The organism is Lactobacillus sp. CBA3605 (genome assembly GCF_002970915.1).
Taxonomy (GTDB): Bacteria; Bacillota; Bacilli; order Lactobacillales; family Lactobacillaceae; genus Lactiplantibacillus.
In genome coordinates this window covers 1,418,826-1,433,481 of sequence record NZ_CP027190.1, presented here as the reverse complement: position 1 = coordinate 1,433,481, position 14,656 = coordinate 1,418,826, and the positions used below count along the sequence as shown (strand labels likewise).

General features: G+C 42.8%; 13 protein-coding genes. All 13 read right to left on the bottom strand.

Features of this window, described 5'->3' with window-relative positions; genetic code table 11:
- Window positions 1-7: 7 nt before the first annotated feature.
- Complete coding sequence (gene rplI, locus C5Z25_RS06975) at window positions 8-460, bottom strand: 50S ribosomal protein L9 (RefSeq protein ID WP_105449480.1); 453 nt, start codon at window positions 458-460, stop codon at window positions 8-10.
- Window positions 461-472: 12 nt separating this feature from the next.
- On the bottom strand, window positions 473-2,485 hold the full coding sequence (locus C5Z25_RS06970; protein ID WP_105451974.1) for a DHH family phosphoesterase: 2,013 nt from the start codon (window positions 2,483-2,485) through the stop codon (window positions 473-475).
- A gap of 170 nt (window positions 2,486-2,655) precedes the next feature.
- On the bottom strand, window positions 2,656-4,224 hold the full coding sequence (locus C5Z25_RS06965) for a cell surface protein (RefSeq protein WP_158682922.1): 1,569 nt from the start codon (window positions 4,222-4,224) through the stop codon (window positions 2,656-2,658).
- Window positions 4,221-4,610 (bottom strand): LPXTG cell wall anchor domain-containing protein, encoded by a 390-nt coding sequence (locus C5Z25_RS06960; protein ID WP_105451972.1) that lies wholly within the window; start codon window positions 4,608-4,610, stop codon window positions 4,221-4,223. Before C5Z25_RS06960 ends, C5Z25_RS06965 begins: the two co-directional genes overlap by 4 nt.
- Window positions 4,611-4,645: 35 nt before the next feature.
- The gene (locus C5Z25_RS06955) at window positions 4,646-5,719 is read right to left on the bottom strand and encodes a WxLIP family cell surface protein (RefSeq protein WP_105451971.1); all 1,074 of its coding nucleotides are present in this window, start codon (window positions 5,717-5,719) and stop codon (window positions 4,646-4,648) included.
- An 86-nt stretch (window positions 5,720-5,805) separates the two neighbouring features.
- A complete protein-coding gene (locus C5Z25_RS06950) occupies window positions 5,806-6,528 on the bottom strand; it encodes a WxL domain-containing protein (protein ID WP_105451970.1) in 723 nt (240 codons plus the stop codon).
- A gap of 604 nt (window positions 6,529-7,132) precedes the next feature.
- A complete protein-coding gene (gene rpsR / locus C5Z25_RS06945; protein WP_105449474.1) occupies window positions 7,133-7,369 on the bottom strand; it encodes a 30S ribosomal protein S18 in 237 nt (78 codons plus the stop codon).
- A gap of 35 nt (window positions 7,370-7,404) precedes the next feature.
- On the bottom strand, window positions 7,405-8,019 hold the full coding sequence (gene ssb / locus C5Z25_RS06940) for a single-stranded DNA-binding protein (protein ID WP_105451969.1): 615 nt from the start codon (window positions 8,017-8,019) through the stop codon (window positions 7,405-7,407).
- A gap of 40 nt (window positions 8,020-8,059) precedes the next feature.
- The gene (gene rpsF / locus C5Z25_RS06935; protein WP_105449472.1) at window positions 8,060-8,359 is read right to left on the bottom strand and encodes a 30S ribosomal protein S6; all 300 of its coding nucleotides are present in this window, start codon (window positions 8,357-8,359) and stop codon (window positions 8,060-8,062) included.
- 344 nt (window positions 8,360-8,703) lie between these two features.
- Window positions 8,704-11,223, bottom strand: coding sequence for a DNA gyrase subunit A (gyrA, locus tag C5Z25_RS06930; RefSeq protein WP_370447222.1), 2,520 nt, complete (start codon window positions 11,221-11,223; stop codon window positions 8,704-8,706).
- Between the two features lie 113 nt (window positions 11,224-11,336).
- Window positions 11,337-13,283, bottom strand: a complete 1,947-nt coding sequence (gene gyrB / locus C5Z25_RS06925) for a DNA topoisomerase (ATP-hydrolyzing) subunit B (RefSeq protein WP_105449471.1) — start codon at window positions 13,281-13,283, stop codon at window positions 11,337-11,339.
- Entirely contained in the window at window positions 13,280-14,401 is a 1,122-nt protein-coding gene (gene recF, locus C5Z25_RS06920; RefSeq protein WP_105451967.1) for a DNA replication/repair protein RecF, read from the bottom strand. The genes gyrB and recF overlap by 4 nt, the downstream gene beginning before the upstream one ends.
- Window positions 14,402-14,638, bottom strand: coding sequence for a S4 domain-containing protein YaaA (gene yaaA, locus C5Z25_RS06915; protein ID WP_105451966.1), 237 nt, complete (start codon window positions 14,636-14,638; stop codon window positions 14,402-14,404).
- Window positions 14,639-14,656: the final 18 nt, after the last annotated feature.

The following is a 14,656-nucleotide window of genomic DNA, read 5'->3' as shown; positions in this document are numbered from 1 at the left end:
CGTCCTTTTACTTTTCGACAACGTGGACACGAATCTTCGCCGTTACTTCCGCGTGTAGCTTAACTGGCACATTTGTGTACCCTAACACCCGGATTGGTTCTGGTAATTCGATCTTGCGTTTATCTAACTTGACTTGATATTGATCAGCTAACGCCGTCGCAATTTGCTTACTAGGAATTGACCCAAATAAGCGGCCATCAGTTCCAGCTTTAGCAGTTAATTCAACAACCGTAGCGTCAGATTCTAATTCAGTTTTTTTAACTTTAGCGGCAGCTAATTCTTCAGCAGCCCGACTAGCTTCGGATTTTTGTTCAGCTTTTAGGGTATTAACAGCTACTTTGGTCGCTTCTTTAGCTAACCCTTTTTTAATCAAAAAGTTTTGGGCATAACCAGCAGGAACCTCTTTGATTTGGCCCCGTTTACCTTTACCACGGACATCACTTAAAAAAATAACTTTCATCTGTGTTCACTCCTAATTAGATTCTGGATTTTCATCATCAGTTGCAGTCAGTAAGTCAATCAAAGTTTGTTTCGCTTCATCAACGGACTGGCCTTCAATTTGAGTTGCGGCATTCGACAAGTGACCACCACCACCCAATTTTTCCATGTAAACTTGGACATTAATCTCACCTAAAGAACGCGCTGAAATGCCAACCCGACCATCTTCACGTCGTGTAATCACGAAGGAGGCATCAACCCCCGACATAGATAACAACGAATCAGCGGCTTGGGCGGCCGTGACCGGATCATACACTTGGTCATTTTCGCCGACGCATAACGCCATATCCTGATTAACAAATTCAACGGATTCAATTAAATGATTACGCTGTAAATAACTATCGACATTTTCCTTCATGAACTGTTGAACTAATAAGCTATCTGCACCGGCCGACCGTAAGTAACTGGCCGCATCAAAGGTCCGCGATCCAGAACGCAGTGAGAAGGACTTCGTATCAATGACAATCCCAGTCAACATCGCCGTGGCTTCAATCTTATTAATTGCTTCTGCATCATGTGACTGATACTCAAACATTTCAGTAATCAGCTCACACGTTGATGAGGCATACGGTTCAATATAAACCAAAACTGGGTTTTCAGGAAATTCTTCGCCTCGCCGATGATGATCAATAATCATCACGCGGTTTTCCAACCGTTCATAGAGCGGTTGTGACATCGAAATGCTGGGTTTTGAATGATCAACCATCACTAATAAACTTTGATCAGTGGCTTTCTCAAGCGCCTCTGCTGGTGAAATAATAGCCGCTTCAATCGTCTCATCCGACCGCAATTGGTCCAAAAGACGTTGAATATCCGAATGTAGGTTTTGTTCATCTAAAACAATCCAACATTGCTTGCCATTCATCTCCGCAATCCGCCGAATACCTAAACAAGCGCCCACCGCATCCATATCCGGTTGATGGTGTCCTTGCACAAAGACTTGGTCCGATTGATTCATCAATTCTTGGAGCGTTTGACTAATCATCCGGGCTCGGACTCGGGTCCGCTTTTCCATTGGATTGGTCTTCCCACCGTAGAAACGAGCAGGTTCATCTTCAGCCCGAACCACGACTTGATCGCCACCCCGGCCAAGCGCCAAATCCATATTACTTTGCGCTAAATCAGCCAAGTTATTCATATTACGTTCACCATACGCAATCCCAATGCTCAATGTTAAAGGGAAGTTTTGCTTCGAAGTTGACTCACGAATTCGGTCTAAAATCCGAAACTTATTTTCTTCCACCCGGCGTAAACTATTGGCATAGCCTAATAAGAAAAAGTGGTCATCATCTAACCGTTTCAAATACATCCCAAACGTTTGCGTCCATTTGGACAGTTCGTTGGTCACATAATTATTTAGATTAGAAATATCCGTATCGGCCATTGACTGTGTAATCTCATCATAGTTATCCAAAAAGATTTGCCCAATGACTAACTTCTCATCCTCAAATTGATTGGCTAACTCAGCATATTTGGTGACGTCCATCATATATAACGTATTAGTGCTCTGTTGCACGCGTAAATCAAATTGATAGTCCTGCCACCGAATCGTCGCCGGTTCATCTTGGTGGGCGCTAACTGCCGCCGCCAGTTCCTTATCGAGATCAACTAGCCGGTAGCCCAAGACGTCTTGTTGCCCAAAGTAACGTTGTAGGTATGGATTAACCCACTCGATTGTTTGGTCCGCATTAAAAATCATGACCCCAATCGGCATTTGGATCAAGGCTTCTTGTTCGCCACGCTTAATGCGATAGGATAAATCTGATATATATTCATTAGCACTCGAACTTAGTTCAATCAATGTGTTGTAAGACAGGATACCGGCCATAATAATTAGGACTAAGATAATGGTACCAAAAATCCAGTTCACTAAAAAACCAGTCACTAGCGTAATCAGCGATAGGCCCAAAATGACTAACGACAATAGGCGTAGCGGTTGATTTTGTAAGAAAAATGGAATGTTTTCGCGCGAAAAAAATTTTTTCATTTGAAATTCCCTCAAGAGTTCTCAGTAATAGTTATATTCTATCACAAACCGCGCTTTCATTTTAGTTTCAGGTTAAGTGACTGACCTGACGCCTTCTATCCAGATAGCATAAAACGGAATTCATCATTATCAATGAATTCCGTTTGGCAGTCCAATCACTATCAACTATGCTACTCAGTTGGCGTATCTTGTAAACTCCAATTAATTTGGCCAGTATAATCACCCGCATAAATACCTGGCAGTGCTTCTAAGAAGATACCAATACCTTTAGAACTATCCCAATCACTAGTTACCTTAGTATCAGTAGTCCCGGCAACTTTAGTCCCCGACCCCACTAACGTACTCGTATTAGTCAGATTCTGTTGGTCCGTACTACTTGTTTTATAAATCAAATTACCTTTTAACGTGTGCGCAGTCGTTCCAGTCCCCGTTGTTAGTGCCGTGGCCGTCGCATAGACATACCATTTCGACCCAGTCGCTCGTGAATCTTCAACATTAATGTCAAAGTTACTGGTTGGACTAATCACCATTTCTTTACTCGGTACCGTTGTCGATCCAAAACTAATATCCGCTGATAACGTGCCGAAAGTCAACGTTGTCGGTTCCTTAATCAATGACACCGCCACTTTATCAGAAACGTCAGCACCATTTTTAGCGTAGATATTAACTGTCGTACTACCATTTTCAGCTAAGGCTTGAATAGTCGCTGCTAAACCAGTCTCGTCAGCAGTAAATGTTGGTGTCCCACCAGAGCCACTTTTTGCGGTAATACCAGCTTGTTTTACAATCCAACTTATCATATCACTATCAGACTTGTCTTTTAACGCCACCACATCATCCGCATCTAAATTCAAACTGGTTTTATCAGCTGCAATCGTTAAATCTTTGGTGACAGTAGCACTAGCAGTCCCAGCATCACCGACACTATTTTTTTCTGTCACCGTGACGGTACTCTTACCAGCTAACGTTGTACCTAAATTCAGGGTATAGGTGCCATCACTGCCAACTGTCGTTGTGACGCCGTTAACGTCACTACTAATGACATCGCCAGCAGTGGTCCCCTTACCTTTAATCGTGGTTGAACTAGTGGTTAGCGTATTCGTAATCGTTGGATTAGCATCCGCTGGCCACGCCTTATAATCATCAATCTCAGCTAGCCCAATCGCACCAGCATCAGTAGGCGCATTACTCGTTGGGAATTTCAAGGCGATATATAATGGGGTCGTACCGTTCCACTTTTTGGTTCCAGTTCCCCAACTAATCCCGATATTTTGCACATTCGATGTATCCATGCTAAAACTCAACAATTGATCAATTGCTTTATGTCCGAGCGCTCCGAAAATGTTTTCAGTATCGCCGCCATCAAAATTCGCATCGGTACCCAAAATGGTCCCATCGGCACTCATTATTTCACCATACACACTGGTAAACCAACCTTTACCGCCAATTGTAAACGTCCCACGATAAGTCACTTTAATTTTCGTGGTCCGATTAGTAATTTTACCATCGAGGGTATAATTGGCACTAACCGCCGTGACAGTTGGCCACGACGTGACGCTAAACGTATCTCCATAACTATGCAACACTTTATTGACACCATTCTTAAAACTAGTATCCGCTGTCACATCAACAAACGTATCCGCATCTGCAGCCTGTCCAACGACCCGGCCACCAAATACAACGCCAACTAACATCAATAATCCTACGCCTAACTGCCAAATTATCTTTTGTCTTCTCATTGCTCATTCACCCGATACTTTTCTCCAGCTAATCCCCGCCGTTTTAATCGATATATTAATAACCCCAATAATAGTAATACACCGATAATGGTTGTAAGAATCGTGCCAACTTCGTTAGTTTGTGGTAATTGTAGCTGTTTGACCTGCTTAATTAAGGTCGCTGCCGTTACAGGTTGTGCTTTAATGAGTTGAGTCTTAACCAAGTATGGTGTTTGACCATCTGGGATATCAATGACATCAGCATAGGTCCTCGCTGTCGTTTTCGCTTGATAAAAATCAATATTGACGGCCATACTACCACCATTAATCGTTGTTGCGCTCACTGGTGCCACACTAATAAATCCTAACCCTAATCCAATTAGTACACTCAATATGAGACGTTTCATCACGATCACCTTCCCCCAACAGTTGATGGTCTTACCTAGTCGTCAGACTTTTTTTGGCGTCGTTTCTTAACAATGAAGTAAATAATCAACCCAATAATTATGATAATAATCAACATTGCTAACGCGCCTAACCCGATTAACCACCAAATGTTAATTCCAGAATTATCCACCGCTTTTTTATTGTATGTTTTGGCATCATTTTGAGAAATCGTAAAATCTTTATTGAAAGTCCAGGTGTGATCCGTATTCTTGACCACCATCTTAATGTGATACTTTCCAGCCTGTAATTCCGTCTTACCTAAGAGTAAGGGATACCGGAACGTTGAATTTGGCGCCATTTGCACGCCCGTCTTCTTTGCTGTCTTAACAACTTTTCCAGTGTTCGTGTTGGTAATCGTCGAATTAATCGTTAAGTTCGGAATAATAACAGCGGTTGGATTTTGTAAGTAAGGAAAAATCCCTTTATGATAATTTTCTAGTCCCGCTTTAACCTTAGTCAACTTCATGTTCGGTGTCACCGTCTTACCCACGGTATACTTCATCCCGATAACATATGAATATTCGTTCTTAATATTCATGGACCCTTTAACTGAGCCGGTTACTTTATCGTCGATGCGTTTGAAATACCAACCACCTAAAATTACGCCGTTAAAGTTCCCACTAGGCATTGTAACTTGGGCACTCACAACTTTTGAACCATTGGCTGGAACCGTTACCGTTTTGGTATTTAGTTTTGTAATAGTACTCATCTTATATTCTAACGACTGGTCATAAGTCTTAGTCGTGTTGATGTATTCGATTAACCCATTGCTATTGGTATAAGCCGTGTGAATGGCCGTTGCAATTTTCAACTCTTTATCTGACGAATTGTACAAAACAGCTTTTAACGTCTGAGTCTGTCCCATCGTCATTTTTAAATCAAAGAAAGAATTCTTCTTATTGATTTGATTTTTAGGGATTTCCGCTGCCACGCTATAGCCGATGTTATTGCTGGCAGACGAACTACTACTACTGCTATTAGCGGCTTGCACACTTTGACTAGCGCCCCCACCCCAAACGGCCCCCACCGTTACTAACATTAATAACCAACGTTTCATAAATTTATTCATTTGCTTACTCCCTCTTCAACCTAATTATGTAAGAAAAGATGGCCACTGTTTGCACAATGACCATCTTATTTTGTGCGTTTTTGTTTTTAGCTAGCTGGTGTGTCAGTTAATGACCAGTTAACAGTGGTTGAATAAGCTTCGGCTTTAGCCGTGTTAGCTGGTACCGTTAATTTAACATCTGATGGATCTAATTGATCAACAGTAACCCCAGCACCCATTGTATTAGCAGCAGTCAAAACATTTGTAGCGGTTCCTAATGCATTCGTAACTGCAACTGATTTAGCACCATTAGCGCCATTAGAACCGGAGTTCGTAACATCCCCAACTGGTAAAGCTAAGGTGCCGCCCTCAATGGTATCACCACTTTCTGATTTTAGTGCTGAACCAGAAACTTGTAAAGACCAGCCGGCATTAGTCCCACGGGTATCTGAGACTTCAATGACAGCCTTGTTGCCCCATAAGGCACTTGTATTGGCATTGGTCGTTGCATCTTCAGCATTAGTGTAGTTAGCTGCGTAAGTATTTGAGTTCAAAACATCAATAGCATGTGAGCCGAAGTCTAATTTATTCGTGACATAGATAAGTGATAAGCCACTACCAGCAGTCCCACCGTTATTACCATCACCGCCAGTACTTGGTGTATCAGGATCAGTTGGGTCAACGGGGGTTACGTCTGTATTCCCAGCCGTAAACGTTGCAGTAACGTCTGTACTCCCATCGCGGCTTTCAGCGGCGTGTGCGACCGTTGGTAATGCGACTGATACTAAAAGTGCCCCAGATAATAGTAAACTTCCAATAATTTTTTTCATAATTGAGATATCCCCTTTTGTTTATATGTTATTGATAGTTTACCATAGTCACTATTAACCTTGCTAACGTTAACGTGGGTTTTGCACTGATTCGTAACTAAAGTTAGTGACGCCTTTTTGGCGTATTACATTCAGTAATACTACTAAATAACGCCTAAGCGATTAGTTCACGGCTTTTTCACCGTTTGCAATCACAAGTGAAGGTATTAGATAAGGTACTATGGCACGCTTTAGCACCTTAACATAATCCAACACATCTCAAGAATGTACACGTGTTTTTCATAATAATCAATCATTACTCAGTATAATAAATGCTTATTATCAATTTTGCCGTCACTTAAGAAAATTAAGTGACGGCAAAATTGGTCTGGGCATAATATTTAGTTTTGAATTAAAAATTATCAATAATTGGATAACTATTTATTGCTTATTTCTTTGGGTATTCACTAATTTTGTCCTCATAGTCTTATTTTAGGCTTAACTATTAATCATTTCGTCATCGATACTTTCTCCGCTGCCAAAACAATTGGTATAGTTAAGAATCACCCAAAAATCGAATAAAAAAAGACCATAGCTGGTTAGCCATGGTCTAGTATGATCTGAATTATTCTTCAGAAACGAATGGTAATAAGCCCATAATCCGAGCCCGTTTGATAGCAATAGTCAAAGAACGTTGGTTCTTTGCACTAGTCCCACTTACCCGACGAGGTAAAATCTTGCCTCGTTCTGAAACGAAACGACGTAATAAGTCAGTATCTTTATAATCGATGTATTCGATGTGGTTAGCGGCGATGAAGTCGACTTTACGACGACGACGGCCACCTCTTCTTTGTTGTGCCATTAGTATTTCCCTCCTCGATATCTGCAGCTAGTCTGCTAGAATGGTAAATCATCATCCGAAATATCAATTTGATCCCCATTATTGGCAAATGGATCAGCTTGGTTTTCATTAGACCCACTAGTTGGGGCACTATTGTTACCAGCCGTCCCATTGGTGTTAGATGCACCACTAGGATTACCATTACCAAAAGGATTATTGTTAGTCGCTGATGATTGTTGAGGAGCTGCGTTTTGGTCTTGACGATTATACCCACTATTATTAGTGTTGTTATAACTAGCATTATTGCTGTTATTACTACCACCATTAGCAGACTGATGACGTTCAGATTCTGCACGTGATTCTAATAATGAGAAGTTGTCAACGACCACTTCTGTAACATAAACGCGTTGTCCCTGTTGGTTTTCATAATTCCGGGTTTGAATCCGGCCATCAATCCCAACCAGCGACCCTTTATGGGTAAAGTTCGCAAAATTTTCAGCAGCTTTACGCCAAATGACGCAATTGATGAAATCAGCTTCACGTTCCCCATTTTGATTAGTAAAACTCCGGTTAACAGCCAGCGTGAACGTTGCCACAGCAGCGCCACCAGAAGTGTATCGTAATTCGGGATCTCTTGTTAGTCGGCCAACAAGAACTGTACGGTTAATCATAGACAGAAGTGCTCCTCTCGTAATTTATTTCAAGTTTAATTTAATCTTCGCGACGAACGATCATGTGACGTAAAATGTCATCATTGATCTTTGAAAGACGATCAAATTCGTTCAATGCGGCATCATCAGTCGTTTTAACGTTAACGATATGATAAGTACCTTCATTGTAACCGCCGATTTCGTATGCGAAACGACGCTTTGACCAATCTTTTGAATCAATTACTTCGGCACCGTTATCAGTTAAGATTTTGTCGAAACGATCAACTAAAGCTGTCTTAGCAGCATCATCAATGTCTGGACGAACGATGTAAGTAATTTCATATTTCTTTGATTCACTCATGAAATTTGCACCTCCTTATGGACTTCAGGCCCTTTCTTTTGAAAGAGCAAGGAAAGTAATCTAAATCATTGTTAGATACTCACGAATTATAAGTATAGCATCTAAATTAATCTGTTGCAAGGTTGGAACGGCCGACGAAACAAAAAATCCCGATGCACGATACACTTATCAATTACGTTTATTACCCGGGAAATACTTTTTTGTTGATGAATTTTCAATTTTAAATGCTAACGAAGGCTGTGACTAGGTACTGCTAGAGCAACCAATGTCATCGTTGCTCTAATCTTGCGTGCCATACAAAAAAGGACCAGCAATGTTCACTAGTCCTTCTCGTTTGAGCTAAATTATTCTGAATCAGCAGGATTATCAGCCTCAGTTGCTGGCGTTTCAGTTGGTGTTACGTCAACTGAATCACTAGCTGGGGCATCAATCGCCGCATCCTCCGGTTGATCATCCGCAGTGGCATCATCGATGACGTCTGGTTCTGGATCAACCTTCGCCATTGTCGCCACTTTACCGCCATCATCTAAGCGAATCAAACGAACCCCTAAGGTTGCCCGGCCAGTCTGTGAAACTGTCGCAATATTAAAGCGAATCATGACCCCATGATCGGTCATTACCATAATATCTTCAGTCCCTTCAACCGTCGTTAAACCGGCTAAGGAACCATTCTTTTCGGTCACGTTGGCTGTCTTAATCCCTTTACCACCACGTCCCTTAATTGGGTAATCAAGTGCTGGCGTCTGCTTACCATAGCCCTTTTCGGTAATGATAAAGACCTTGCTGTCAGGTTTAAGAATATCGAAGCCGATGACAAAATCATCATCACGTAAGCGAATCCCACGCACCCCAGCAGCTGTCCGGCCCATTGAGCGAACCGTTGTTTCATCAAAACTAACAGCGTAACCAGCATGGGTTCCGATAATCACGTTTTGGTGACCATCAGTAATCGTAACCCCAATCAATTCATCGTCGTCTTTCAATGTAATGGCTTTTAGCCCATTACTCCGAATATTGGCGAATTCTTGTACCGGAGTCCGCTTGACAACCCCTTTAACGGTCGTGAAGAACAAGAACTGTTCACTCTCACTGGCATCGCCGGAAACGTTGACCACGGCTTGGATCTTTTCACCAGAGTTAACCCCCAGTAAATTAATCACCGGAATCCCCTTGGCCGTTCGACCATATTCAGGAATCTCGTAAGCCTTCATCCGGTAAACTTTCCCCGCATTCGTGAAGAATAACAAGACGTCATGTGTAGAAGTCGTTAAGAGGTGCTCAATAAAGTCATCATCATGGACATCCATCCCTTGAATACCACGACCACCACGATGTTGTGACTTGAATTCGGTGGTTGGGAGGCGTTTAACGTAACCATTATGCGTTAACGTCACAGCGACTTCTTCCTCTTCAATCAAGTCTTCATCTTCAAGGCTCAAAACTTCCCCAATCATGAGTTCAGTCCGCCGGTCATCGCCAAATTTACGTTGAATTTCAAGTAATTCTTCGTAAATAATTTGGTTAATGCGTTCTTTGCTAGCCAAAATGGCTTTGTAGTCCGCAATCGACTTGACCAAGTCTTGATATTCATTCTCAATCTTTTCACGTTCCAAACCAGTTAACCTTACCAGCCGCATATCTAGGATGGCTTGTGCTTGCTTATCTGACAAGCCATAGTTATCCATCAACTGGTTCTTAGCAATTTCACTCGTTTGTGATTGTCGAATAATGGCAATAATTTCATCAATATGATCTAACGCAATTCGTAACCCTTCCAAGATGTGAGCCCGAGCTTGGGCCTTCTTTAAATCGAATTGGGTCCGACGCCGAATCACATCTTCTTGATGTTCCAAATAATAGATTAAGATTTGCTTCAAGCTTAAGACTTTAGGTGCCCCTTTAACGATAGCTAGCATGTTAAAGCCAAAGTTAGTCTGCATCAACGTCATCTTGTACAAGTTATTTAAAACGACGGACGCACTGACGTCCCGCCGAATATCAATCACCATCCGCATCCCTTCACGGTCACTTTCATCGTTGATATCAGTGATACCTTCGATTTCTTTGTCCCGTGCTAAACCGGCAATACGTTCGATTAACTTGGCTTTGTTCACCATGTAAGGTAATTCATTAACAATAATGCGTTCCTTACCGTTCTTTTGTTCTTGAATATCCACTTTGGCGCGAATAATAATATTCCCGCGACCCGTTTCATAAGCTTTTCGAATCCCGGATTTCCCCATCACAATCCCACCAGTTGGGAAATCTGGACCTGGGACAGCTTCCATCAAGTCAGCTGTCGTCACATCCGGATTATCCATCAACATATGGATGGCAGAGATAACTTCCGTTAAGTTATGCGGTGGAATATTGGTCGTCATTCCGACCGCAATCCCAGTTGCCCCGTTTACTAATAGGTTTGGAAAACGAGCCGGCAATACTTCTGGTTCTCGTTCGGTATCATCATAGTTAGGTTGCCATCTAACCGTGTCTTTATTAATATCCCGGAGCATTTCAACGGCAATTTTACTCATCCGGGCTTCGGTATACCGCATGGCTGCGGCGCTATCGCCATCGACAGAACCAAAGTTCCCATGACCATCAACTAGCATGTACCGGTAGCTAAAGTCTTGGGCCATCCGCACCATGGATTCATAAATAGCCGAGTCCCCATGGGGATGATATTTCCCCATGACATCGCCGACAATTCTGGCTGATTTTTTGTATGGTTTTTCAGGGGTAACACCTAATTCACTCATCCCATAAAGGATTCGCCGGTGAACGGGTTTTAGACCGTCTCGTACATCAGGTAAAGCCCGCGCCACAATAACACTCATGGCATAGCTCAAAAACGACGTTCGCATCGTCTTGGACAGATTCACATCGGTTATCCGATTTGGTAATTCTGCTTCAGCCAAATCTTTCATCCTCCTTCATCTACGCTTGCCAATTATTTCCCGGGCAATTATCGGTTTGCTTAGACGTCCAAATCTTGGACGAACTTCGCATTATCTTCAATAAATTCACGTCGTGGTTGGACATGATCACCCATCAGCATTGAGAAGACGCCATCTGCATCGGCGGCATCTTCATCCCGCACTCGGAGTAAGCGACGCTTTTCAGGGTCCATCGTCGTTTCCCACAGTTGTTCAGCATCCATTTCCCCTAACCCTTTGTACCGTTGCACAACGGGTTTTGGTGATGGCGCTAATTGCCCCATGACTTCACTCAACTCTTCGTCCGAATCAATATACCGCACAAATTTACCTTGGCGAACTTGATACAACGGTGGTTGCGCAATGTAGACGAAGCCAGCGTCAACTAATGGCCGCATGTAACGGTAGAACAACGTTAGTAATAACGTCCGAATATGGGCACCATCAACATCGGCATCGGTCATGATAATTAATTTATGGTAGTTAGCCTTGCTTAAATCAAAGTCACCACCAAAACCGGTGCCCATCGCGGTAAACAAGGATCGAATTTCTTCATTGGCTAAAATCTTATCAATGCTAGCCTTTTCAACATTTAAAATTTTACCCCGAATTGGCAAAATTGCTTGCGTCAACCGTGAGCGGCCTTGCTTAGCAGAACCACCGGCGGAATCCCCTTCGACAATGAATAATTCACTGATTTTAGGATCTTTACTTGAGTTATCAGCTAATTTACCAGGTAAATTGCTGATTTCTAGCCCACTCTTTTTCCGTGTAACTTCCCGCGCTCGTTTGGCAGCAACGCGGGCTTTAGAGGCCAGTAACCCCTTATCCACGACTTTGCGCCCGATACTAGGGTTTTCCATCAAATATTTATTGAAATGTTCTGAGAACAACCGATCAACGGCAGCTCGCGCATCCGAGTTCCCTAATTTGGTCTTCGTTTGGCCTTCAAATTGTGGATCCGGATGCTTCACACTAACAACGGCGGTCATACCTTCACGGACATCTTCCCCTGATAAGTTAGCCTCGTTATCTTTTAATAAGTTGTTCTTTCGCGCATAGTCATTAATAACCCGCGTTAGAGCCCGCTTAAAGCCTTCTTCATGGGTCCCACCTTCGTAGGTATGGATATTATTCGTAAAGGTCATTAAATTACTGTGGTAGTCATCCGTATACTGTAAGGCCACTTCCACAGTAATCCCATTTTGGGCTCCTTCCACATAAATCGGTTCGGGGAATAACACCGTTTTATTCTTATCCAAGTATTCAACATAGTGCCGAATCCCACCTTCGTACAAGAAATCTTGTTCCGTAGGTTTTTCCGGGCGTTCGTCACGAATCGTAATCTGTAAGCCCTTGTTTAAGAAGGCCAGTTCCCGGATCCGCGTCGTTAAAATACTAATATCATATTCCGTTGTTTCACGGAATATATCAGCATCTGGTAAGAAGTGCACGATTGTCCCATGAGCATCCGCTGGTGCGGTATCAACAACTCGCATGGCGGTTTGAACCTTACCACGCGCAAAATCCATGCCGTAGACTTTCCCATTCCGAATAACCTTAACATCGAGTTCTGAAGATAAGGCATTCACAACGGAAGCCCCAACCCCATGCAGACCACCGGAAACTTTATATCCGCCACCGCCGAATTTACCACCGGCATGTAAAATTGTGAAGACTGTTTCCAAAGCCGGTTTCCCTGTTTTCTTTTGGATATCAACTGGAATTCCCCGACCATTATCGGTCACCGTGACACTATTATCCTTTTCAACGGTCACATGGATTTCGTTGGCAAAACCTGCTAAGGCTTCATCAATCCCATTATCCACAATTTCCCAAACAAGATGATGGAGACCCTGACTACTTGTCGTCCCGATATACATTCCTGGCCGTTTCCGGACAGCTTCAAGACCTTCCAAGACCTGAATCTGGCTCGCATCATATTCACGAGCACGTTCAAGTTTGGTTTCTTTTTCATTTTCGGTCAATGCGGTTCCTCCTCATGTAAAATGCCATGGCTAACTTCAAATACTTTGGGTTGCTTAATTAATTTACGGGCCACCCCATCCAAACTCGGGGTAGTCAAAAAGGTTTGTACCTTATCTTGGATAGCGGTCAACAAATGGGTCTGCCGTGCCGCATCTAATTCTGATAAAACATCATCCAATAATAAAACTGGATACTCACCAGTCTCAGCTTTCATCAGATCAATCTCAGCTAGCTTAACTGATAATGCCGTCGTCCGTTGTTGGCCTTGTGACCCAAAAGTCTGCACGTTTTTGCCGTTCACACTAAACTGCAGATCGTCTCGATGCGGCCCTAGTAACGTCGTCCCTTGAAAGATCTCTTTAGCTTGTTGTTGTGCATACAATTGCTGTAACGCCGGATAGAGCTGTTCAACCGTCGTCAGCGTTGCCTCAAGTTGCGTTTTGTAATGAAAGCTCAGCTGCTCTTGATTTTGCGTAATTTCGGCATGAACTACCTGGGCCCAGCGCTCCAGCTGTTTTAACAATTCTAGCCGCTTGGCAATAATTTCTGCCCCAAATGCAGCCAGCTGATCGGATAATACTTCTAAATAAACTTTATCTTTCGCTTGATGATGATGTAACTGCCGTAAATACTGATTACGTTGCTTCAAGATAGCGCGGTACTGGCTGAGATTATAAAGATACTTCGGACTCATCTGTCCAAATTCCATATCCATAAATCGGCGGCGTATGGCCGGCGCTCCTTTCACAATCGATAAATCCTCCGGCGCGAAGACAATCACATTCAAGTTGCCAATATATTGCGATAACTTTGCTTGTTCTAAATGATTAACTTTGGCCCGTTTGCCGCGCCGACCCAATTCTAATTCTAGTGGTAAGCTACCGGTCGTCTTATGTAACCGACCCTTTAAAGTGGCGGTCGTGGTTTCCCAGCGAATGAGCTCTTTGTCATTAGCGGTTCGATGACTGCGTGTTAAGGCCAACACATAAATCGCTTCTAACAGGTTTGTCTTGCCTTGCGCATTTTTACCTAATAAGACGTTCGTACTCGGACTAAAGCTCACTGCCAAATCCGGATAGTTGCGAAAATCATGTAATTCTAAATTCTCTAAGTACATCTAATCAGTCGTTTCTGTCTGATTTGAGCGTATAAAAAATGACCCATTGTCGGCAATGTCAATCGTGTCACCGGGATACAACTTTCGGCCACGCCGATCATCGGGTTCATCATTAACCAAAACATCTACTTCTTGTAAGAACCACTTGGCTTGACCACCGGAACTGATGATGGCCTCTTCTTTTAATAATTGGCCTAAAGTAATAAAAGGCGTATCAATTTGTACTGGCTTTTTCATAACTATCACCTACCTAAC